The 19960-nt window shown below is 44.7% G+C and carries 21 protein-coding genes and 1 tRNA gene; 16 read left to right on the top strand and 6 right to left on the bottom strand.

What is annotated here, in order from left to right:
- The first annotated feature begins 73 nt into the window (after positions 1-73).
- Genes MKY63_RS30500 through MKY63_RS30485 form a run of 4 tightly spaced genes read left to right on the top strand, consistent with a single transcriptional unit; the run spans position 74 to position 5797 of the window.
- On the top strand, positions 74-1210 hold the full coding sequence (locus MKY63_RS30500; RefSeq protein ID WP_036689393.1) for a glycosyltransferase family 4 protein: 1137 nt from the start codon (positions 74-76) through the stop codon (positions 1208-1210).
- Positions 1211-1216: 6 nt separating this feature from the next.
- Entirely contained in the window at positions 1217-2569 is a 1353-nt protein-coding gene (locus MKY63_RS30495) for a DNA repair exonuclease (RefSeq protein ID WP_094902776.1), read from the top strand.
- On the top strand, positions 2559-4364 hold the full coding sequence (locus MKY63_RS30490; protein WP_339810941.1) for an AAA family ATPase: 1806 nt from the start codon (positions 2559-2561) through the stop codon (positions 4362-4364). The genes MKY63_RS30495 and MKY63_RS30490 overlap by 11 nt, the downstream gene beginning before the upstream one ends.
- Entirely contained in the window at positions 4361-5797 is a 1437-nt protein-coding gene (locus MKY63_RS30485; protein ID WP_339810938.1) for a hypothetical protein, read from the top strand. The genes MKY63_RS30490 and MKY63_RS30485 overlap by 4 nt, the downstream gene beginning before the upstream one ends.
- On the opposite strand, the gene MKY63_RS30480 is transcribed toward MKY63_RS30485, so the two are convergent.
- Positions 5784-6905, bottom strand: a complete 1122-nt coding sequence (locus MKY63_RS30480) for a hypothetical protein (RefSeq protein WP_076140944.1) — start codon at positions 6903-6905, stop codon at positions 5784-5786. The genes MKY63_RS30485 and MKY63_RS30480 overlap by 14 nt on opposite strands.
- Before the next feature lie 196 nt (positions 6906-7101).
- On the opposite strand from MKY63_RS30480, the gene MKY63_RS30475 reads away from it, so the two are divergent.
- The 3 genes from MKY63_RS30475 to MKY63_RS30465 all read left to right on the top strand — a co-directional run bounded on the left by MKY63_RS30475 (position 7102) and on the right by MKY63_RS30465 (position 8427).
- Positions 7102-7674 (top strand): xanthine phosphoribosyltransferase, encoded by a 573-nt coding sequence (locus MKY63_RS30475; RefSeq protein WP_038569895.1) that lies wholly within the window; start codon positions 7102-7104, stop codon positions 7672-7674.
- A 101-nt stretch (positions 7675-7775) separates the two neighbouring features.
- Positions 7776-8093 carry a hypothetical protein gene (locus MKY63_RS30470; RefSeq protein WP_036689410.1) on the top strand — a complete coding sequence of 106 codons (318 nt, stop codon included), beginning with the start codon at positions 7776-7778 and terminating at the stop codon, positions 8091-8093.
- Positions 8094-8208: 115 nt separating this feature from the next.
- Entirely contained in the window at positions 8209-8427 is a 219-nt protein-coding gene (locus tag MKY63_RS30465) for a hypothetical protein (RefSeq protein ID WP_036689413.1), read from the top strand.
- An 81-nt stretch (positions 8428-8508) separates the two neighbouring features.
- Here the strand turns inward: MKY63_RS30465 and MKY63_RS30460 are convergent, their stop codons facing one another.
- Positions 8509-8955 (bottom strand): hypothetical protein, encoded by a 447-nt coding sequence (locus MKY63_RS30460; protein ID WP_051491615.1) that lies wholly within the window; start codon positions 8953-8955, stop codon positions 8509-8511.
- 182 nt (positions 8956-9137) lie between these two features.
- Between MKY63_RS30460 and MKY63_RS30455 the strand changes: the two genes are divergently transcribed.
- Positions 9138-9221 (top strand) — tRNA-Leu (locus MKY63_RS30455).
- Positions 9222-10155: 934 nt separating this feature from the next.
- On the opposite strand, the gene MKY63_RS30450 is transcribed toward MKY63_RS30455, so the two are convergent.
- From MKY63_RS30450 to MKY63_RS30440, 3 genes are read right to left on the bottom strand one after another with little or no spacing between them, the layout of a single operon-like run.
- Complete coding sequence (locus MKY63_RS30450) at positions 10156-10839, bottom strand: hypothetical protein (protein WP_076140945.1); 684 nt, start codon at positions 10837-10839, stop codon at positions 10156-10158.
- Positions 10839-11729 (bottom strand): ABC transporter ATP-binding protein, encoded by an 891-nt coding sequence (locus tag MKY63_RS30445; protein ID WP_038569899.1) that lies wholly within the window; start codon positions 11727-11729, stop codon positions 10839-10841. Before MKY63_RS30445 ends, MKY63_RS30450 begins: the two co-directional genes overlap by 1 nt.
- Positions 11726-12097 carry a GntR family transcriptional regulator gene (locus MKY63_RS30440; RefSeq protein WP_036689422.1) on the bottom strand — a complete coding sequence of 124 codons (372 nt, stop codon included), beginning with the start codon at positions 12095-12097 and terminating at the stop codon, positions 11726-11728. Before MKY63_RS30440 ends, MKY63_RS30445 begins: the two co-directional genes overlap by 4 nt.
- A gap of 200 nt (positions 12098-12297) precedes the next feature.
- Here MKY63_RS30440 and MKY63_RS30435 point away from each other — a divergent pair, with 200 nt between their 5' ends.
- Positions 12298-13107, top strand: coding sequence for a class I SAM-dependent methyltransferase (locus MKY63_RS30435; RefSeq protein WP_036689424.1), 810 nt, complete (start codon positions 12298-12300; stop codon positions 13105-13107).
- Here MKY63_RS30435 and MKY63_RS30430 read toward each other — a convergent pair.
- A complete protein-coding gene (locus MKY63_RS30430) occupies positions 13099-14346 on the bottom strand; it encodes a S8 family peptidase (RefSeq protein WP_076140946.1) in 1248 nt (415 codons plus the stop codon). The two genes, MKY63_RS30435 and MKY63_RS30430, sit on opposite strands and share 9 nt — an antisense overlap.
- 166 nt (positions 14347-14512) lie before the next feature.
- Between MKY63_RS30430 and MKY63_RS30425 the strand changes: the two genes are divergently transcribed.
- The 7 genes from MKY63_RS30425 (at position 14513) to MKY63_RS30395 (ending at position 19959) form a co-directional block, all read left to right on the top strand.
- A complete protein-coding gene (locus tag MKY63_RS30425) occupies positions 14513-14884 on the top strand; it encodes a hypothetical protein (protein ID WP_051491616.1) in 372 nt (123 codons plus the stop codon).
- Positions 14885-15078: 194 nt separating this feature from the next.
- Positions 15079-15780: a hypothetical protein gene (locus MKY63_RS30420; RefSeq protein WP_076274990.1), complete on the top strand. Its 702-nt coding sequence runs from the start codon at positions 15079-15081 to the stop codon at positions 15778-15780.
- Positions 15781-15805: 25 nt separating this feature from the next.
- Positions 15806-16357: a GNAT family N-acetyltransferase gene (locus tag MKY63_RS30415; protein WP_036689430.1), complete on the top strand. Its 552-nt coding sequence runs from the start codon at positions 15806-15808 to the stop codon at positions 16355-16357.
- A gap of 232 nt (positions 16358-16589) precedes the next feature.
- Entirely contained in the window at positions 16590-17600 is a 1011-nt protein-coding gene (locus MKY63_RS30410; protein WP_081389334.1) for an ABC transporter substrate-binding protein, read from the top strand.
- A gap of 16 nt (positions 17601-17616) precedes the next feature.
- Positions 17617-18606 (top strand): iron ABC transporter permease, encoded by a 990-nt coding sequence (locus tag MKY63_RS30405; protein ID WP_051491618.1) that lies wholly within the window; start codon positions 17617-17619, stop codon positions 18604-18606.
- Position 18607: 1 nt separating this feature from the next.
- Complete coding sequence (locus MKY63_RS30400) at positions 18608-19387, top strand: ABC transporter ATP-binding protein (protein ID WP_076100835.1); 780 nt, start codon at positions 18608-18610, stop codon at positions 19385-19387.
- Positions 19388-19431: 44 nt separating this feature from the next.
- The gene (locus MKY63_RS30395) at positions 19432-19959 is read left to right on the top strand and encodes a pyridoxamine 5'-phosphate oxidase family protein (RefSeq protein ID WP_339810932.1); all 528 of its coding nucleotides are present in this window, start codon (positions 19432-19434) and stop codon (positions 19957-19959) included.
- Position 19960 lies beyond the last annotated feature (1 nt).

Here is a 19960-nt window from a genome sequence, read left to right as displayed (position 1 = left end):
CTACATATATTCAACTATATCATAATTGCCAAGTCTTACAGTACACAGGGCAATTGTAAAGGGGATGTACCATATGAATTTGCTGCAAGCGCTCTTCTTCCCGCCGGAGCAACCCGGTGGTGTATCATCTATGATCCCTTATCTTCAGGAAAGATTCCGTTCAAGCCGTTGGGAGATGGATTTGTTTTGGCTGCCTAAGCGGATTCGCAATAAGGGGCATGAGGAAGTAATATTCGAGACGTTTGATTGGACGCAGTATGGAGAAAGTCCGATCGTTCAGAAATATATTCAGACCTATCGTGATTATTTATGGTGGACTAAACTGCGGATGAGTAAGCCCTATGATCTTATTCATTCTCATCATCCGATTGCGGGCTTAGCAATGAAAAAAGTGTTCCCTGATACTCCGTTAATTCATACCCTGCATTCCAGTTACGAGCGGGAATTGATTCTAAATGGAGCGATTTCCGAGGATGGCTTGGAGCATCGTTTTCTAGTCTCACTTTATCGTGAGCTTGAGCATGTTAGTGATCGATTAATGACGGTGTCGCGATCTTTTGCAGATTATGTGGCCCCTTATATTATTGATCCTTCTAATATAGGTGTTATTCCGAATGGTTTTGATGAAAAAAGATTTAAGCCTGTTCCGCATGATAATGCTATTCCGCAGCTAGTGACCGTGACACGTCTGGTTCCGGCTAAAGGAATAGATATATTACTCAAAGCTTGCGCGGAGCTTAAAAATCGCGGCCATGAGTATGTACTGCATATTATTGGCGATGGTCCTTCACGTGCGGATCTGGAAAAGATGGCCCAACATTTAGGGATCTATAATGAAACGATTTTTTACGGATATACGCTGCACCCTGAAGAATTCATGCCATTTTTTGATATTTTCGTATTGCCCTCTCGGGCGGAGGCGTTCGGTTCAGTGTTTGCGGAAGCGGCACTTAGCTGCCTGGCTTTAGTGGGGACAAATGTGGGCGGAATACCGGAGCAGATTGAAGATGGTGTGAATGGTTTATTGGTCAGTCCTGATGATGAGATTGCTCTTGCTGACGCATTAGAGAAGGTGATATCTGATCCGGCTTATCGTTATGAGCTTTCACGTTCCGCTTGGGATAAAGCAAAAAGCCTATATTCGTTGACACGAGTTGCTAATGAACTTAAAAAAACCTATTTACAGTATCCCTCAGGAACGAAAGGGTGAGCAGCTATGATTCCATTTCGCTTTCTGCATACTGCTGATTTACATCTGGATAGCCGTTTTGCCGGGCTGGCGCATATTTCGCCAGCCATTCGTGCTTATTTACGTGAGTCTACCTTTGCCGCCCTCGGGCGGCTTGTCCGCGTTGCGATCCAAGAGAATGTTGATTTTATTGTCATTAGTGGAGATGTGTACGATGTTTCAGATGCTTCATTACAGGGACAGCTGCGATTTCAGGAAGCGCTCAAAGAACTCGGTGAGCACGGGATTAACGTGTTCCTGATTCATGGCAACCACGATCCGCTTGACGGACTGCGTCTGACAACGGAAATGCCAAAGCATGTTATCGTATTTGGCGGAGAGAAGCCAGAACACGCTACAGCTTACCGCCGTATAGATGGCCAAGAAGTTGCCATCGTTAGTGGAATCTCTTATCCAACGGCGAAAGTGACGAACAACACAGCTGTAACCTTTTCTCGTATACCTGGCAGCCGCCTGTTTCATATTGCGATGCTGCATGGCAATGTAGACGGTGATTTGCTGCATGAGACCTATTCTCCTTGCAGTCGCAGGGACCTTATCGAACGGGGTTTTGATTATTGGGCGCTTGGACATATTCATAAACGGAGTGTACTGCATGAGAAGCCTGTGATTGTGTATCCAGGCAATATACAAGGGCGCAGCATTAAGGAAACCGGTGCTAAAGGCTGTTATATTGTGGATGTAGATGAGGCTGGAAGATCCGCTCTGCAATTTCATGAACTGGATTTCGTTCGCTGGCAGGTTAGAGACCTATCTATAGAAGGATTAAGCAATGAAGCAGAATGGATACAGAAAGTGGAGCAGGTTATTGAAGACATCCGCGCGGAGTTCCCGGAGCTCATGTCGGTGGTCAGATTTCGTCTGATTGGACGAGGGGACGTACATAAAGTATTGGCTGAAAAAGGGGCGGCAGAGGATCTGCTGTCAGAACTCCAGCGCCGTGAGGCGATTAGGGCTGAGCGTAAAGATTACAAAGGGCTTGTCTGGACCGAAGGGTTCGCCATCGAGTCCGGCTTAGCTATTGATCGCCAACGCTTATTGGAAGAAGATAGTTTTCTTGGAGAAATGCTGCGCATTGCAGAGCATACGGAACATTCTCCGGAAGCGCTCGAAGAACTATTAAATAGTGCGCTTAAACCGCTATTGGAGAATCAGGAGCTGCGTAAGCTGTTGTCTATGACTAGTCAAGAAGAGAAGTTGAGCTGGCTACGTGGTGCAGCAGAGCAGGGAATCACGATGCTTGGTGGGATGGATGATACTGTTGAAGCGGCGGAAAGTCTTTCGTATCTACAAGCCGGAGGGCAAAACGATGAAAATTGAACATTTGCATATCAATGGCTTCGGGCGTCTTCACAATCGAGAGATTCATTTAACGCAGGGAGTGACCGTACTTTATGGGCGTAATGAAGCAGGAAAAAGTACGACACTGCAATTCATACGCTCTATGCTGTTTGGAATTCCAAGCCGTGGAAATCCCTTGGAAAGGTATGAACCTATGCAAGGTGGATTGCATGGGGGGACCCTGAAGATACGTGACTGTGATGATGGTTTGTGGACCATTCGCCGTTTTGCTTCAGGTGCTGAGGGATCAGGAAGAAATGAAAAGCTGAACATTACAGTAAATCATCCAAATGAAACGACTCAAGAGCTAGGACAAGCTGAAATGGAAAGACATTTACTTGGGGGGATCTCTAGGAGTATGTTCCAGCAATTGTTCGCAGTTTCACTGGACGAGCTGCAGGAGCTTGCTGCCCTTCAATCTGAGGAGATGAGCAGCTTTCTTTTTCATGCAGGTATGGGCGGTGGAGGTGCAATCATGCGTGCGGAACGCCGTTTGGTGCAGGAAGCTGAGAAGCTGTACAAACCTCGTGGCAAGCTGCAAGAAGCAGCAAAAGTTGTGCAAGCCATTGAAAAGCTTGAGCGCCAAATGGTTGAGAGCCGTTCTTATCTCCCGCGATATAACGATAATATAGTGGCATTGAGGGCAACGGAGTCGGAGCTAGATGAATTGGAGCAACAGCGTAAGCTCACTGGAGAGCAGCTAGTGATGTTTCGAAAAGCACAGGAAGTCCGTGAGCTGTGGTTAAAGTGGAGCGAGGCTCAGCTAGAGCTGCAAGGATTGCCATTGATTTTAGCCTTTCCTGAAGAAGGGGCAACTCGCTTTCAGGCATTTGAAGGAGAAATTCGTAATGCACAGGGATCAGTAGTACGTTATGAACGTCTTCTAAGCGAGCTTACTATTGAACTGGCAAAGAACCCTCCAGATGAAGTATTAGCAGCGCAGGGGCCTGCTTTGGAGCGGCTGGACCGGCATCGGAGCAGTTACGAGAACCGTAGAACGGAAAGACAGCGGCTTGAGGGAGAATTAACAGCGCTGAATGAGCATTTGCGGCGAATTCTGCGCGGCATTGATGTGAGCTGGGGCTCTGCAGAGCTGACTTCATTCTCCGGTACAGCAGCGGATCGTGAAGCTGCACGGAAGTTTGCGGCGGCGTTCGCTAGTTATGACCGCCGCATGGAGGCGGAGGGTGCAACGCGGCAGTCGTTGCGATCCCGTTTGGCCGCTGCCACAGCGTCGCTCCAAGCAGCAGAACGGGCGCTGGCGCGTGAGCATGCTACCGGCGCGGAATCTTTTGCGCAGCTGGCTCCCCGCAGCGCCCGTGAAGTGCTGCAGCTGTGGGACGAGCTGCAGCAGGCGGCCGAACGCTGGCGCGAAGCGCAGCTCAGCGAAGGGCCAGCGCGCGGCACCGGAAGTGACGGCCTTGGCGCGAAGCGCATGGCCGCGCTCTACCGGCGCCTGCTGTGGGCTGGGGCAGCACTAACCGTGCTGCTGCCCGCAGCGCTGTGGCTGACCGGTGCTCCGCCGGCCAGCGCCGTGCTTGCGATCGGCCTGCTGGGTGCGGCCGATCTGGCCCTTTGGGCCGGCTTGCGCGGAGCGCGCCGGCCGGAAGCGTCCCCGCCAGAGCATAGCGGGGACGTCAGCGCAGCCGCAGCCGAGATGCTGCGGCTGCGGGGCAGCTGCTCTCCGGGGCGGAGCCGGAGAGCGTTGTGCCGGGGCGGCGGACGGCCGCCCCGGGGTCCAGCCCTGACGCAGGCGGGCTGGAGGCCTCCATGAGGGAGCTTCGCAGGCTCATGGAGGCTTGGTCAGCTTGGCGGCAGCGCATCGAACGCTATGCCGCGGAGCGTGATGCCTGCCGCACGGAGCTGGAGACGCTGGCAGGCCAAGAGAAGCTGCTCGCTGAAGAAATGCACCGGGCGGAGGCGGCATTTACGGAAACTGCTGAGCAATATGAAGAATGGCTTCGCCAACGCAGGCTGCCTGAAGGGTTATCCCCTGAAGGACTGCCGGATATTTTTGCTATGGTTGAACAAGGGAATGAGCTGCTGCGCCAAGAGAATAAACTCTCCTTACGATTGAAGGAGCTGGAAGCAGAATGTAACATGTTTGAGGAGGAGCTGCTCACACTTATCTATGAGTCGGGTGCTGATCTTGGCGACGAGTCTGGTGTAGCGGCAGCTGGCTTTGAAATAGATCCGCAAGAGGGGAAACGAATATCTGCGTTATCCTTACTAAGCTGGCTGGAACTGCGAAAAAGAGCGTGGGATGATCTGAAAAAGGACTTGATTCGCCGGGAAACTATGCAGTCAAGATTGCAGGATGTGGATGAAGAACTCAAGGAGAGCCACAGGATATTAGGTGAGCTGAGAGAACAGCGTGAGCTTCTGATACAAGAAGGCGGGGCGACTGGTGGAGAAGACTTCTTACGCAGGTCAGCAGCTGTGCAGCGGCGCAGTGATCTGAATAAATCGATTCGCCAGTGGGAGCTTGTTATGTTCGGTGGTTGGGAGGAAGAGCGAGTTACTGCTCTGCTGGAATTATTAAATCATCATGATGCGGAAGCATTGCAGCTGAAGCGGTCATTGGCTGAAGAATTGATGGAACGGCAGGAAGAGGGTTGGAACACCCTGCTGGAGCAACGAGGCAAGCTGCTTCAGGAAGGGGAGTATCTGAAGGAGCGCTGCGTGGAGGATTCCGTTATTCAGCAACTGGAAGAGCAGAGAGCAGCCTTGCGGATCGTGGCTGATAAATATGCAGTGGCAGCGATAACTGCCGAACTAATCGGGCGAACTCGTCGTGTGTATGAGCAGGAGAAGCAGCCACAGGTATTACTGCTTGCCTCAATTTATTTCTCCAAGCTGACGGAAGGGGAATATAAAAGGGTTGTTATGACACTGGGGCACAAAGAGCTGAAAGCTGAACATAAGAATGGGGGATTACTAGACAGCGGACTGCTCAGCCGAGGGACGGCAGAACAGCTGTATCTTGCCATCCGGCTGGCACTGGCAGAGACCATGTCACGGCAAGTATCGCTGCCGCTGTTATTCGATGATCTCTTCGTTAACTTTGATGAGTCTCGTCTTCATGCTGCGCTTGGACTTCTTGGAGAACTGTCGATCTCCCGCCAGATTGTGATGATGACCTGTCACAAGCATGTGGCGGAAGCGGCAGCACGTATGATTCCTACAGCAGCGGTTATTTCCGTGTAGTTCGGGTGATTGGTTTTACGGATACGAGACTGTTCCCCTTCTCCTTTGAGTTCGATGAAGTATTACTACCTGGTGGAGAGGACCATGGCGTGCGCAGCAGCTTGACAGCCCAGACCAATGATAAACCTCCGAAGATTGGGTAGAACACGGAGAGCAGTGAACTAAAGCCAAACTGGCTCAGTAAATAGCAGACCAACATCAGAAGTGGTGTGATTAGTGCAGTTGATAGGGGAAGCCGTTGCTTAAGCTGTACAGCTACTCCATAAATATCGGCCACAAAAGTGCTGAAGATCTCCAAAAAGATCAGTAGGAGATATATAGTTTGCACTACAGTACCCAACCGGACGGCGATGCTGCCCATCGGAATTTCAAATTTGAGAATCCCTGGCATCTGTGAGCTCATTGCGAAATGTGCGGCGATCAACATAAAACCAATCCCGGTACCCCCAATAATACCGCCCCATACAAGGGATCTTTCTTCCTCTGTGTGACGAGCCATAGGGACTAAAACAGCTTGTGCCATCCCTAAATTAAAGGCGGTGTAGAGCAGCGGTGACATCCATGCGCCAAAGAGAGAGCGATCGTTATCAAGGAACAGGAACCGTCCAGCTCCCGGAATTTGAAAAGTATTAAAAATAATGATAAGTGACAGAGTAAGCATTAAAGGTACAACAATACTGTTCATTTGCAGAATACCGGAAATTCCTCGTTTTAGCAGAAAGTATGAACCAAGCAACGTGATAATTAGTCCAGTCTGATAATGAAGTCCGAGATGCTCCTGAAAAATAGCGCCGGCCCCTGCAAGCATAATACTGTTTACTCCGATCAGGACGACCATCGTGAACAAACTGATGGTGCTTCCGACCTGTTCCCCGAAGAGGTGGCGGTTAAAGTCTTCATAGGATTCCGCTTCTATTCGCCGAGCAATGACCATCATTTTTGTACCCAGCCATATGAACAATATAGTTGAGAGCAGGATGGTCAGGACTGCCCAGTGCCCGTAACGTGTGAAAAATTTTAATATTTCCTGTCCGGTGGCGAATCCGGCTCCTACAATGGTGCCAATATAAGTGAAAGCGATCTGTAATGTTCGGACATGTGATTTCATGGCTCCCCTCCTAATAGTTTTACGAAGCTAAAGAAAAATCATAACGAGTGCTATGCAGGATAACCTTGTGTACTCTGTATAGTACAGGTTATGATGAGGATCAGTAGGACATGACTTCCGTCGTAATTGCTTTATGATCAGTGATTAATTTGTACGGAATGTCTGCGATTATAAAGGGTATTGGAGGTTCAAAGTCATGGAAGTGTTGAAACAGCGGATTTTGGAAGAAGGTGTCGTCGTTTCGGATGAAGTGCTGAAGCTGGATGCACTGCTAAATCATCAGGTTGATCCACAGCTTACGATGGAAATGGGACGGGAGTTTGCCGGGAGGTTTGCGGACTCAGGAATTACACGTATTGTGACCGTTGAATCCTCGGGCATTGCCGTGGCATTTGCCACCGCGTATGAATTAAAGGTGCCGCTAGTTTTTGCACGCCGCAAAAAAACTCTGTTAGCTGATCCAGATGCGCTTTGCGAAAGAGTTCCGTCTTTTACAAAAGGTATCGTTACTGATATTATGTTGTCTCGCCAATTTATCTCTCCAGAGGATAAAATCCTCTTTATCGATGATATTATTGCCAATGGTGATGCAGCGCGTGGGTTGATTAAGATCATTCAACGTTCTGGCGCCGAGCTAGTTGGTCTTGGTGTTGTAGTTGAAAAAAGCTTTCAGGCAGGGGCTCGGACGATCAGAGAGCAAGGCATTCGTCTGGAGTCACTCGTAAGAATTACCTCTCTAAATGGAGGCACCATCGAATTTGGGGAATAACCTAATTGGCAATAAGAACAGGCCTATTTTTTAAACAACTGCTTTTCACCCTATGGATTTTCCTTTATAATAAAAATTAGACATAGGGAGGAGGCGTCACAATGGGGAAAGAACCGGTGACTGAACAATTTTTTATTGATAAATTAACCGAGGCCAAGGATCATTTCGAGCGTGCGCTGGACTGCAAACACACGGAATTCGACGATCTGTATCCCTATATGATTGAACATCCTCAGTTTTTTTGGTACAAACGCTATGTAGCCTGGTCAGAGCTTCTGACAATCAAAGGTTTGTGTGAAGAGTTATCCTTTCCTTGGAGGGAAAAATTCACTACTAACCAAGTGGAGTATCTGGAGCAACGTGTGATGTCCGCTAAAGTTCTTGACTTCTGGTTTGAGAAGAATGAAGCGCTGATATAAGAATGCTTTAGTAGACATGCAAGTCGTTAATTGCCTACATGAGACCCAGATGATTTATCATTTGGGTCTTTTTTCTGAGACTAAATAGGACAAGCTATGACAGGAGGGATTAATGATGATTAGCGATGAGCAATTGGATGCTTACCGGATTTCCGGTGAGAAAATTCGTGTAGTGCGCGATGGCTTGGAAAGTAACGACGTAAAAGGGATAGTTCTTGCATGGGATGATTCTCAGGTGATGATACGTCGTCAGAATAGACGAGTAGTGAAGCTGGATCGCAATTATTTATTCCAGCCATTTAGTGAACCAAGACAAGATCCGGATAATATATAATCTTCACAGTAATAATCTTCATAATACAAAACAGCTCCTCGCCCTACTGGGCGGGAGCTGTTTCTGTAATGTCATTTGGGACTATATAGTTAGAGCAAGTTCAGACGCATTCTCTTCTCTGGAGAGTATGGAGAGTTCTGTGGACAGTCCAAGATACGCGCGCATGCGCAGCATCATTTCTCTACGGAAGCCTGGCCATAATATATTCATCTCTCCTTGAAATCCTCTGCAGGAATATAATGCTTCGACTCCTCGCTGATCTTGGCGAACGGTAGTAATCTTCAAATCATGGGAGCTCAGCTCGCGCGTAACCTCTTGAAGCATTAGTGACGTCTTCTTAGTGGCACCAGATACGAGCTCCATATATAGCTGAGGGGTCTTAAACAGGCCGCTTCTACTGATTACACGGCAGTCGCGTTCGAAAACTTTATGAATAAACGTTAGCAGCAAATAGCTTCTGACCAGGGACAGTTCTTCTTTAGTTACTTCTTCATCAATAATGGATGTGTTTAGCTTCGTAGTCGCCATTATAAATCACCTCATTTATATTATGCGAACTTTTGTTCTCATTATACCTTATATTCGGCAACAAAAGCAATAATTATCCATAAATTAATGAATGATAAGAAAATGACGGAAATATATTGACGTTGGATTCTCAGCGTGGTATGATCTATCTTGTGACCGCAATAAGCGAGTCATTATAATACGCGGTCATGGCGGAATTGGCAGACGCGCTGGCTTCAGGTGCCAGTGGTAGCAATATCGTGGAGGTTCGAGTCCTCTTGACCGCATAGCTAAAAGGATTATAGAACTGCTCCAGTAGCAGTTTTATAATCCTTTTTTTTGTGTTTTTCAGCAGACGGTAGTGCTTAAGCGAAAGAAATCTTTAAGAAACATCTCCTGAGGCTTACGGACCCAGATGAAGCTATTTGCTCATTTATCGCTTTTTGAGCATAGTATCGGACCCCAGTGCAGCTATCGCATAGGAAAAGGATCGAACTTGGCGTTTTTTATACCAATAGCGACTGTGGGGTCCGATAGGAATCTAAATGTGCTCTAAAGCTGCGAATAAGGTCAGCTGAGTCCGATAGCATCTTCGTACGCGCAGATTGGAGAAATACTAATTTGTGTTTTACTTCTAAGCTACTCACCCCGCGGAATCATCATCACCTAAGGCTTACGGACCCAGCTGACGTTATTTGCTCATTTATCACCTTTTGAGCAAAGTATCGGACCCCAGTGCAGCTATCGCATAGGAAAAGGATCGAATTTGGCGTTTTTTATGCCGATAGCGACTGTGGGGTCCGATAGGAATCCAAATGTGCTCTAAAGCTGCGAATAAGGTCAGCTGAGTCCGATAGCATCTTCGTACGCGCAGATTGGGAAATACTAATCTGTGTTTTGGTCCTTCGCTATCTGCAATAGAGGCACTACGTTCTGCTTTAAGCTACTCGCCCCGCTGAGTCCGATAGCGCCTTCGTACGCGCAGATTGGCGAAATACTAATCTGTGTTTTGGTCCTTCGCTATCCGCAATAGCGACACTGAATTTTGCTTCTACGCTACTTAACCCGCTGAGTCCCATAGCAACTTCGCGCGCGCAACTATGCTTGAATCCAATGAAGTTTGTTGTCTAGATCAAAGTCTAAGACCCGAAATAAAACAGGTGCACCCAGCAACCATTGCATTGCAATTGGGACACACCTGTTTTTTTATAGGATAATGAATTACACGGTTGCTCTACGCAGCATCAAAAACGATAAAAGAGCGTACACGACTGTCAGAGGCATGGACCACAAGGCAAGTTCAAATGCGGTATATCCAGCAAACCAGTTAAAGAGGTCTACCCACCACTGATTATAGGTCATTAACAATACGCCGAGACTGCACAGGATAAACGTAACCCCTGAGAAAATGAACAAACCGCTTCGGCCAAATCTCCGGAAGATGCTGGATATCATCAGCCCCAGAAAAAACATATGCAGAAAGAGCGCAAAATACATCCATAGCTGTTCGAGGGCATTACCATTATTTAAATAGGGCAAATGAAAATAATGTAGTTCCAAACCCCAGCCACCTGTCAGTTTGCTTTCAATGATGGAGAGCAGGTAGAGGAGAATTGAGTAGACGGCGCTAGTTATAATAGCCATTAAGGAAGTGCCTATGAAATAATCCGTTCTTCGTTGGCTTAAGCCCAGAGCAAAGGGGAAGGTCTGCACCAAAATGAGTATACCGGTGATTAACATATAAATGAAGATAGAAACCAGACCGCCGGTATAAATCGGTTCTTGGATGAAAGAAGCGACGATGACATTTACCAAGAAGCTGGATAACAAGATTACCCAAGGCGTATACAACCATAACCACTTATCTCTGAAATGCATTTTTAACATACCTGCCGTAGGATTCATTACACGGTCACTTCCTTTCCTAGAGATTTTTTATTTGTGAGATGAACAATTAATTGCTGTAAAGATACAGGTGAGATTTCTAAGCCTAACTTTTCAGCATGTGCTTGATCCTTCACGTTGAAGCCGATAATGGTGGCTGTAAGCAATCCGCCAAAAGACTCGCGGGAAATGACTTGTTTGCCAGCGATAAAATCTTCGATCTTTGCTGTCGCGCCGATTACCGTAACAGCTTGCCCACGAAGGGCTTCAGCATCTTCGTTAATAATTAGCTTGCCGTTGTCGATGACGATAACATGCTCTAAAAGCTGACTTACTTCATCGATCAAATGGGTGGACAAAACAACCGTACGTGGATTTTCAGCATAATCTTCAATTAGGCGATCGTAAAACAGGCTTCTAGCTACTGCATCAAGACCTAAATAGGGTTCGTCAAAAATGGTAAGCGGAGCACGGCTGGCTAGACCTACTACAATTCCTACAGCCGAGAGCATACCTCGGGACAGCTTTTTTATTCTTCTTTTTAATGGCAGATTGAAATCCTTGATTAAAGAGTGAGCATATTCCCGATCAAAGTTTGGGAAAAATAATTCGGATACCTCCAGTACATCGATGATTCGGTACGTGTCCGGATACCTTTGGCTTTCCTTAATGAAGCAAATCTGCCTGAGAACCCGGTTATTCTCGTACGGATGTTCACCAAATACGTTCAGGACACCACTTGTAGGGAAAAGCTGAGCTGTGATCATATGCATTATTGTGGTTTTTCCTGCACCGTTTCTGCCGAGTAGCCCGTATATCTTATTTTTCTCCAAAGAAAAACTGAGTTCATGGATGGCAGTGACATTTCCGTATGACTTAGTCAATCCTTTGATTTCAACGACTTCATTCATGACTTGTTGTCTCCCCTCTGAATCATAATTGTTAATTGATCCAACGTAATTCCTAATTTTTCAGCTTCACGGATCATGGTTACTACATACTGTTCATAAAATTGTTCTTTTCTCTTCTCCATCAATACTGCACGCGCTCCAGAAGCTACAAACATACCGATTCCTCGTTTTTTGTACAATATCCCTTGATCCACAAGCAAATTCACACCTTTCGCAGCCGTAGCCGGATTGATCTGGTAGAAAACAGCAAACTGATTTGTCGAAGGAACTTGTGACTCCTCCAGCAGTGTTTCTTCGATGATGTCATTTTCTATTCGTTCGGCGATCTGCATAAATATCGGTCGTGTATCATCCATTAAGTTTCCCATGTATTCACCGCCAACTCCATTGGTTAGTTAGTTATGTAATTAACCATATATGCAACGAAGTTAATTGTCAATATTTTTTAATTATTTTGGGCTGTATCCACATAAATAAAGGCTGCCCAGAATGCTCTGGATAGCCTTTTATTTGCATTACATAAATGCTATGATTTTGTCCTTGGTAAAAAAGAAGGGGGAGTTCAGCTATGAATGATTATGGTCCGGATCTGTTCAAAGATACTGCAAGCTATTACACCAGATATCGCCCGCTATATCCGTCCTCACTGATTCGATATCTAGTGAACAAATTCTCACTTAACGGAGAGGGCCGGTTGCTGGACTTAGGTTGTGGTACTGGGCAGTTAGCGCAAAGGTTTACGGATTGGTTCGAAAAAATTGTTGGCGTAGATACTGAACTAGAGATGCTAGAAGAAGCAAAGCTGTTATCAAAGTACAACAGGGTTGAGAATGTTAGCTGGCAACAGGGGAGAGCGGAAGAACTATCCAATGACTGGGGTTCCTTTCGTCTCATCATGATGGCTAAGGCGTTTCACTGGATGGACCGAGAATCCATTCTTGAAATTCTCTATCACAGTTTAGATGATAACGGCGGTATTGCTGTAATTGATACTTTTAATGAACAACAAGAACCGTTACCTTGGCAACAAAAGGTAGATGAAGTAGTGAAACGCTGGTTGGGTGACGAAAGAATAGCCGGGAACAGTACATATAGACATCCACAAGAAAGACATGAGGATGTTGTAAAGCGATCCAGTTTTACAGATGTTGAAAGACAGGTGTTATCGAGTTATTCCATCACTTGGACTGTTGATTCTATTCTAGGAAATTTGTATTCTACGTCTTATGCCTCTAAGCGATTATTTAGAGATAACTTAGAACGTTTTGAAGATGATATGAAATCAGCTTTATTAGAAATAGAGCCTACAGGTATATTTACAGAGGAATTGTCGGTTTCAATCATTACTGCCTTTAAAAAAGAAGCGGATTTACGATAAAAACCGCGCATTGATCTCACCGCATCCTGCTGTGTTAGGACTTAGTTTAAGGCGAAACGTGTTCTTTTTTAGTATGGATTTTACTTGCTTAGGCGTAAGAGAAGGGTTCTTCTGGAGTAATTGCGCGATCACACCCGAGACGATAGGTGTTGAGACACTGGTACCGGACAGTACAAAGTAATCTTTAGCTATCCGCAAATAAGGAAGCTCGCGATCCAGCTTGGATCGTGGGGCACGAAGGGAGATGATCGTTTCGCCTGGAGCAACGAGATCCGGTTTCTTCCTTCCTCCCGGTGCGGGTCCACGACTGGAGAACCAAGTGATTCGGTCGTCCGCTTGCGTGAGCGTGCGACGGTCATCCACTGCACCGACAGTAATTGCTGAAGGACTAATCCCTGGAGATTCGATCGTACTGCGTCCCGGTCCGCTGTTTCCAGCTGCTATTACAACGTTCAGTCCGGCTTTAATTGCTTTTTCTACAGCTTGGCAGAGTGGATCATCTGAACAAGGAAGATTCACCTTACCTCCGAATGACATCGAAAGAATACGAAGATTAAGTCTTCTCCGATTCGCAATACACCATTCAATTCCTTTAATGATTGTGGAATCATATCCATCGCCATTTTTATCGAGTACTTTGACACCTACTATCCCTGCCTCTGGAGCAGGGCTTTTGTATTTTCCTTTACTCATCCAACCGTTGCCTGCTGCATCCCCTGCGATATGAGTTCCATGGCCGTTATCGTCATAGGGCTGTTTTCTATGATTGATAAAATCTTTAAAAGCAACTATGCGGTTAACAGGGCGAAACAGGTCAGGGTGCCGATACACCCCTGTATCAAGAATAGCAATATTAATCCCTTTTCCGGTAAGCCGCTTTTTCTTTTGGGCAGCTGTGGAACCAATGGATGGTGTCGCTATATTAAGGGATGTTTTTTTGACTTGATCCAAATAAATTTTTTCGATACCATCCCAGCGGCACATCCGGTTCAGGCAGTTCTTTGAAACTTTGGATGATATCGAATTGAGCAGGTGAAGATGATGTCTGATCGGAAGGTCGTGGGATTTTAAATGGTTTTGTAAAGACTGTAGCTGGGCTGTAGTTATTTTTTGTTTGAATTTAATGATAACTGGAATGGAATTTGCCTTATGTGCTGGAAGATAGGAACGTTGAACTCTTTTTCTCAAAGAATGGTGCATTTTCGAATGATATTGCTCTAGCCATTTTTGACCGTTCATTAGTAATGAATCACCTCTTGAAGGTATTATATGCACTGCAGAGCTAGTGGACACGAAACTATGAAACTAGGATTTAACACATTTTCAGATTTGTAGGTGAAAGAGAGGTCAAACATTACGATTCTTGCATTTACTAACGTATCCTAAAAAGAAAGTGGTGAAGTAAATGGCAATTATTAAAAAACCAGTTAACAAGAAAGCAGTTATGGCTAGCAAAGTTCTCGCGGCTAAAAAAGCGAAAGCAGCTCCTACGAGAAAGAAACGTAGAATTAGACAGACTCTGGATAGATTTATTGTTGTTGCTATTGGTACAAATGCAACGGGTACACCTAAAGATACTACGGGGTGGTCAGCTTCATTGAGAGCTGGAACTACAACGGTAACTGCTGATTTTGACGAATTTGGTGTAGTTAGATTCCCAACAATTAGTACCTTAACATCAGTACCTTATCTTCTCACTTTAAGAGATGAGAGTGGAGCTACTATAAGAAGTTTTAACGTTCCCGCAGACCGCGAATTTTTTGTGGCTAGATTCTAGTTTGGACAAGCCAGGTCAAGTAAACAGCATGTGTCGATTTTATATCGATGCGTGCTTTTTTTTATGTATTTTTCTAACTTTGATTCAAGTGAGTGATTTGTTACAGACAAACAGAATGGGGGGATGCCATACTTTCAGCATCGTATTTTTGGGAATATAGTACAAAAATGGATATAGGGCGGGTGAGAGGTTTCGTGAAAGAAAAAGGGAATATATCAGGTATTCAATATTTTTTATTAGGATTGCTTGTATTTTTAATGTTAGGAATGGATATGTTCATCATGGGATTAGATCAATGGTTATGGGGGGATTTGTTTAATATAGACGACTTTTTTGTCAGCCCTTGGTACGTACTAGTTGTTCATTGGAGCATAGTCACCATATTGTGGACAGTTGGAGCTATGATATTTCTACTTTGGTTCAGGAAGAGGAAGTTAATTGAAAAGGTTATATCTTTGCGTTGGAGCTCTAAGGTCATTCCTTTGTTAATTGTAGCTTTTATATCAAGCTTTTTGTTCGCTGTGTTGGAATTTTGGATTAATGGGGAGAGCATTCCACAGATTTATAGAGAATATGAAAACTTCAAGTTAGAACATGGTTTTATGGGCATATGGGTTGCCTTGGTTCAAAACATATATTACATTGTGGAAGCTGTACTAGTTGTACTATTGGTTGCGCTAATGCAGTCTGCAGGAGAAGTATGGTTTAAGAATCCTTCTCTTCCTTATGGCGGAATAGGTTTAATGCTGACTTGGGGATTAGGTCATTTGACACATGGTCTGCAAAGCGGCTTGTATATTACTGCTTTTTCTTTGGTGTTTGGCTGGCTGTTTGTGAAAGCGGGTAAGCAGTGGTGGCCAAGTTTTCTGTTCATCTGGCTTGTATTTGTTTTATAATATTTAGTTTAACGGGGGGATACCATTGTACAATCCAGAGAAGAGAACAATTACTACTGAAAGATTGATTTTAAGACCTTTTGCATTGTCTGATGCACAGCGTGTCAGTGAGCTCTGCAATAATTATAATGTTTACAAAAGTACATTAACTCTACCTTATCCATACCCCATTGAATGTGCGTTATCATGGATTGAAACACATGAAGATGAGTTCAATAATGATAATTCATATGAATTCGCTATTACTGATAAAAATACAAACGAGCTGTATGGTGCTATAGGACTGAGAAATAACCGGACACACAGAAACGGCGAGCTTGGATATTGGATAGGTGAGGATCACTGGGGTAATGGATATGCTACAGAAGCAACAAAAGCGGTCATTAATTTTGCTTTTACAGAAAAACATTATCACAAAGTGTATGCCAGATTCTTTGCTACAAATCCTGGTTCGGGACGGGTTATGCAAAAATCTGGCATGCTGAAAGAAGGCGTTTTGTTACAGCATATTTATAAAGAAAATGAGTTTGTAGACCTTATTCATTATGGGATTTTAAATGCGAGAGCTACTGACTAACGCTTGGATTTCATACACCACTATTTGAAGTCACGCCCATTGGGCGTGGCTTTTTTTATTAGAAATGCTAGTCCGCTTCAACGGACAATAATGAAATTCCTTCTTATTTAAAATTAAAATAAAATTCTTGACACTTCTCATTGATAACGATTATCATAGGAAGCGATTAGTGAAAATGAAAATCATTATCACTACATGAAACGTATAAATATCATATTCGGAGGGATAGATTTTGAAAAAAATATTAGTACTCCTGGTTGTTGCAGCGCTTACTGCAATGACTGCTTGTTCGTCTACTAATACAACGGACAATCGAAAAAATGAAGCAGTAACGAATACAACTGCTAATGAATCGAAAGAAGCGAATACAGCGGAAGCTGCCGGCAAGGTGTACAGTCTGGAGAATGATGGTGTGGATGAAACATTGTTCAACGAAGCCTTAAGCCAATTCCCTTCTACAGTACCGGAGCGTATTGTAACAACTTCTGTACCGTTAACAGAAATGCTTTATTTGCTCGGCATAACTCCGGTAGGTGTACCTACTTCAACGAATCCAATCCCTGCTGATTTCGAAACAATTGATCGTATTGGATCTCCTATGGCACCGGATCTGGAAGTAGTGACAAAACTTGAACCAGACTTGCTGCTGGGAGCGGAATCACTTCGCAGCACATTAGACAAATCGCTAGAAGGAATCGACCTACAAAAAGCATATTTGAGAACAGAATCATTCGAGGATTTAAAGCTTAGCCTCAAAGTTTTAGGCACTTATTTTAATAAAAAAGATGAAATGAATGCTGCTTTAACTAAGATTTTGGACAAAGAAAATGAGCTGAGTCAATTAGCCGAAGGCAAAGAGCTGCCAAGCGTGCTGCTCGTAATCGGAACCGCGGATTCTTTTATGGTCATGAGTGAGAAATCTTATTTAGGTAGCTTAGTGAAAAAGCTTGGTGCTGATAACATCGCAACTTCTGTATTGAAAGTTACTGACACTTATTCACCTATTAATATGGAGAACATTGTAGCCGCTGATCCAGACATCATTCTCGTACTCGCTTCAGGCGACCACGGAGCGACAGAGGATAAGTTCAAAAAAGAAATAGAGAAAAATGAAACTTGGACAAAGCTCTCAGCTTATGCAAATAACAAAATCAACATTCTAGATTACAGCGTATTCGGTGTTACTTCGATCCTTAACGCCGAGACAGCCTTAACCGAAATTGCAAAATACTTCTATGAATAATTAAAGGAGACAGCAAGTGATAAATACATCTCGTAGCAGAATTATTGTTATTGTAACGTTAGCACTTGCGCTCGTTGCCGCCATAATTGCGATTGGACTAGGCTCAGTATACATCCCCATACCAGACATCCTAAGCACAATCTTTGGGTCAGCGGCAAAAGCGGTGAATGCCACCATCATATGGGATATTCGTCTGCCGCGTGTATTACTGGCGATGATCATTGGGGCAAATATCGCGGTTTCAGGCGCTCTGCTGCAAGCTGTGATGGGCAACCCACTTGCTGATCCAGGATTGACCGGTGTAACGAGTGGAGCGGCTGCATGTGTGCTTGTCATTATGCTTGCAGCACCACAATATACGGAGTTTATTCCAATTGCGGCTTTTGTTGGTGGACTAATCGCTGCAGGGATTGTATATGCATTAGCGTGGAGAAGAACCGGCATTTCGCCGATCACTATTATTTTATCAGGAGTTGCTGTGAATGCTCTTTGCGGGGGATTAATAGGACTCCTGACCATCATGTACAGCGACAGACTTCCGGCAGCAGTCCAATGGTTGAACGGCAGTTTGGCTGCAAAAGGGAACAATGCCTTGATGATGGTTTTCCCGTATGCCATTGCAGGCTGGATCTTATCCTTTTTCGCGATCCGCAAGGCGAATATTATACGTTTAGGCGATCAGGTGGCTTCGAATTTAGGTGAAAATGTGGATCGAATTCGTATTCTACTTTCCTTGCTGGCAGTATTTCTAGCGGCTATCTCTGTAGCGGCTATAGGGATGATTGGCTTTGTTGGACTTGTTGTGCCACATATGGCTCGATTGTTGGTGGGTTCAGACTATAAATTTCTTTTGCCGATGAGTATGGGACTTGGAGCATTGGTATTGTTGATAGCAGATACAGGTGGACGTACCTTATTTGCACCTTTAGATATTCCTGCGGGTATCCTTATGGCGGTGATCGGTGGACCATATTTTCTATACCTGATGAGAAAGAAGGCGTTCTAACATGTTTACTGTCGACTCTATTTCGATTCGGTATGAGCAGAAAAACATTATTAACAACTTCTCTTTTTCCGTAAAAAAGGGTGAAATCGTCTCGATTATAGGACCAAACGGTTCAGGTAAATCTACATTACTTAAGGCGGTATCACGACTAATTCCATATCATACGGGTGCGGTCACACTCGATGGTACGGATCTAAAGTCCATGACCGCCAAACAAGTGGCTCGAAAAATGTGCATGCTGAGCCAGAAGAACCAAGCGCCTAATGATATGACCGTGATCGATCTCGTCTCCTATGGAAGGTATCCTCATAAAAAATGGTTCGAAAAATTAAATCATGAGGATATGGAGATTGTCCACTGGGCACTGGAAAAGACACATTTAAAGGATTATAAGGATCGAGCAGTTTCCTCGTTATCCGGTGGTGAATCACAGCGTGCTTGGATTGCTATGGCCTTGGCGCAGCGCCCTTTGGTTATGTTGCTTGACGAACCGACCACTTACTTGGATATTTCGCATCAGCATGAAGTTCTTGAGCTAGTACGTGAGCTAAATCAAGACATGGGGATGACCGTCGTGATGGTGTTGCATGACCTCAATCAAGCCTCTACCTATAGTGACAGTATTGTTGTGGTGCAGGCGGGTGAAAAAGCGATGTATGGGGCACCAAATGAAGTTATGACAACCGATATGATCCGGAATATATACCGAATGGATGCCGAAGTTCAATATGTTCCTGCAGAGACGAAACCTCGTATTCATTTGCTAAGTACCGTTCGCTAGATTCGTGGCTAGATTACATAACCTATTAATGGAGGGATTTTATAATGAAGAAGCCTGTAGATGTAGAGAAAAATAAAGAAAACTATTTGCAATTTATTGCGAATCGTAAAAATCTGATTTTGAGCTTAATAGATGACGAAGGAAAACCTTTTATCAGCTATGCTCCTTTTGTTAAGCATGAAGGCAAACTTTATATTTACATTAGTAAGATCGCCGAGCATTACCGATATATGGAAAATAACGAGTTTGTAGATGCGCTTCTAATTGCAGATGAGTCTGCAACGAATAATAAATTTGCAACGGAGCGTGTGCGGTGGAATTGCACTTCAAGCAATATCGGGAATGACGGGCATGAGGAGATCTTTGAATTGTTTAATGCTGATCATGGGGCGGCAATGGTGAATTTGCTGCGTGGATTGGATTTTTCATTGTTTGAATTGACACCTGTTCAAGGGCGTTATGTTGTTGGTTTTGGCTTGGCCTTTGACATCGACGTAGATGCGAACCTGTTCAACCATGTGGTGATCGACAAGAAAAAAGATGAAGTTGCCACTGTACAAGGGAGCAAATAAT

Source organism: Paenibacillus sp. FSL R7-0189, assembly GCF_037969925.1.
In the GTDB taxonomy this organism is placed as follows: domain Bacteria; phylum Bacillota; class Bacilli; order Paenibacillales; family Paenibacillaceae; genus Paenibacillus_AQ; species Paenibacillus_AQ odorifer.
Note: the sequence above shows the minus strand (reverse complement) of the source record. Positions and strands in the feature narration are given on the sequence as shown.

What these genes read in the sequence shown, in the direction of transcription:
- MKY63_RS30475 (WP_038569895.1), top strand. Translation starts at nt 7,102, where the DNA reads ATGGAAGTGTTGAAACAGCGGATTTTGGAAGAAGGTGTCGTCGTTTCG.
- MKY63_RS30395 (WP_339810932.1), top strand. Translation starts at nt 19,432, where the DNA reads ATGAAGAAGCCTGTAGATGTAGAGAAAAATAAAGAAAACTATTTGCAA.
- MKY63_RS30500 (WP_036689393.1), top strand. Translation starts at nt 74, where the DNA reads ATGAATTTGCTGCAAGCGCTCTTCTTCCCGCCGGAGCAACCCGGTGGT.
- MKY63_RS30400 (WP_076100835.1), top strand. Translation starts at nt 18,608, where the DNA reads ATGTTTACTGTCGACTCTATTTCGATTCGGTATGAGCAGAAAAACATT.
- MKY63_RS30480 (WP_076140944.1), bottom strand. Translation starts at nt 6,905, where the DNA reads ATGAAATCACATGTCCGAACATTACAGATCGCTTTCACTTATATTGGC.
- MKY63_RS30465 (WP_036689413.1), top strand. Translation starts at nt 8,209, where the DNA reads ATGATTAGCGATGAGCAATTGGATGCTTACCGGATTTCCGGTGAGAAA.
- MKY63_RS30470 (WP_036689410.1), top strand. Translation starts at nt 7,776, where the DNA reads ATGGGGAAAGAACCGGTGACTGAACAATTTTTTATTGATAAATTAACC.
- MKY63_RS30445 (WP_038569899.1), bottom strand. Translation starts at nt 11,729, where the DNA reads ATGAATGAAGTCGTTGAAATCAAAGGATTGACTAAGTCATACGGAAAT.
- MKY63_RS30485 (WP_339810938.1), top strand. Translation starts at nt 4,361, where the DNA reads ATGAGGGAGCTTCGCAGGCTCATGGAGGCTTGGTCAGCTTGGCGGCAG.
- MKY63_RS30435 (WP_036689424.1), top strand. Translation starts at nt 12,298, where the DNA reads ATGAATGATTATGGTCCGGATCTGTTCAAAGATACTGCAAGCTATTAC.
- MKY63_RS30460 (WP_051491615.1), bottom strand. Translation starts at nt 8,955, where the DNA reads ATGGCGACTACGAAGCTAAACACATCCATTATTGATGAAGAAGTAACT.
- MKY63_RS30490 (WP_339810941.1), top strand. Translation starts at nt 2,559, where the DNA reads ATGAAAATTGAACATTTGCATATCAATGGCTTCGGGCGTCTTCACAAT.
- MKY63_RS30425 (WP_051491616.1), top strand. Translation starts at nt 14,513, where the DNA reads ATGGCAATTATTAAAAAACCAGTTAACAAGAAAGCAGTTATGGCTAGC.
- MKY63_RS30450 (WP_076140945.1), bottom strand. Translation starts at nt 10,839, where the DNA reads ATGAATCCTACGGCAGGTATGTTAAAAATGCATTTCAGAGATAAGTGG.
- MKY63_RS30440 (WP_036689422.1), bottom strand. Translation starts at nt 12,097, where the DNA reads ATGGGAAACTTAATGGATGATACACGACCGATATTTATGCAGATCGCC.
- MKY63_RS30430 (WP_076140946.1), bottom strand. Translation starts at nt 14,346, where the DNA reads ATGAACGGTCAAAAATGGCTAGAGCAATATCATTCGAAAATGCACCAT.
- MKY63_RS30495 (WP_094902776.1), top strand. Translation starts at nt 1,217, where the DNA reads ATGATTCCATTTCGCTTTCTGCATACTGCTGATTTACATCTGGATAGC.